A 1,192-nucleotide genomic window follows, 5' to 3' on the forward strand; every position below is an offset into this window, starting at 1 on the left:
TTTGAACGGCGATCCAGGCGAAGGCCTGACGCGGGCGCTATCGGATGAAGTCGTCGAGGCGGCGCAAGGTCACCCTGCGGTTGCGCCAGTTCTCCTGCTGTGTCGGCACCAGCAGGAACTCCTCGCCATAGCCGACGGTTTCGAGCGCATGGCCGGGCACGCCGAACTCGCGCACCAGCGTCCGCTTCAGCGAGGCGGCGCGCTGCTCCGAGAGGATCTGGTTCGACTGGAAGGACCCGACCGCATCGGTATGGCCCTCGATCAGGATGCGGGCGCCGCGATTGCGCCGCAGGATGCGGTGTAGCGCATCGGCGATGTTTTCGATCTTGCCGTATTGCGGCTCCGAGATCGCAGCCGAGCCGAAGGCGAAGTTGATCGACTGGATGTCGATCGAGCGCGCCATGCGCCTGAGGTCCGGCCGGCGCTTGAATTCGCGGATGGTGACGCGCTGATTGGGGCGCAGCTTCACCCTGGGCGCTGCCTCGAGCTGGCGCTCGATCGTCGCGGCGGAAGGCGTGGTGGCCTGGGCAAATGCAAGGCTCGGCATGGCAAGTGCCGCAATCATGGCAACGGCAAATGTACGTCGGGTCAGCATGTCATTCTCCTTCGGCCCGTCCTTCTGACGGGCGCGTTGATCTTGCCGACACCTTGGCAAAGTCGGCCTGAAGCGAGGATGAACGAACAGATGCCAAGTTTTCCGACTGGCCAGACATGTCGCTCCGCGCCATGATGATCCCGGAACAACGCGGCAGCGGTTGACGGAGCTGGCGAGGATCCGAGCATGATCACCGGAGGATGCCTGTGCGGCGCAGTCCGCTACGAAAGCAGCGCGGAGCCGATCACCACGCGCCTGTGCTGGTGCCGCTTCTGCCAGTATATCGCGGCCGGCAACGCGGCGGTGAGCGTCTGCTTCCTGACCGCGCGGATCAAGATCGCCGGCGAGACGCGCGACTATGAGAGCGTGGCCGATAGCGGCAACAGGATGCACCGGCGCTTTTGCCCAGCCTGCGGGGTGCATCTCTTCAGCGAGGCGGAGACGCGCCCGCATCTCATTTTTGTGCGCGCGGGCACGCTCGACGATCCGAACATGATCAGGCCCGGTGCGACGATATGGACGGCCAAGGCGCCGGCCTGGGCCTGCATCGACACCTCGCTGCCAACCTTCGAGGGCCAGCCGCCACCGGTGGCGTAG

2 protein-coding genes are annotated in these 1,192 nt (G+C 65.4%); one reads left to right on the top strand and one right to left on the bottom strand.

Going from position 1 to position 1,192, the window contains the following annotated elements:
• Window positions 1-37: 37 nt before the first annotated feature.
• Window positions 38-595, bottom strand: a complete 558-nt coding sequence (locus tag EOA33_RS36270; protein ID WP_127407763.1) for an OmpA family protein — start codon at window positions 593-595, stop codon at window positions 38-40.
• A 186-nt stretch (window positions 596-781) separates the two neighbouring features.
• Between EOA33_RS36270 and EOA33_RS36275 the strand changes: the two genes are divergently transcribed.
• Window positions 782-1,192, top strand: coding sequence for a GFA family protein (locus EOA33_RS36275; protein WP_127407764.1), 411 nt, complete (start codon window positions 782-784; stop codon window positions 1,190-1,192).

It is taken from the genome of Mesorhizobium sp. M4A.F.Ca.ET.050.02.1.1 (genome assembly GCF_003997725.1).
Lineage (GTDB): Bacteria > Pseudomonadota > Alphaproteobacteria > Rhizobiales > Rhizobiaceae > Mesorhizobium.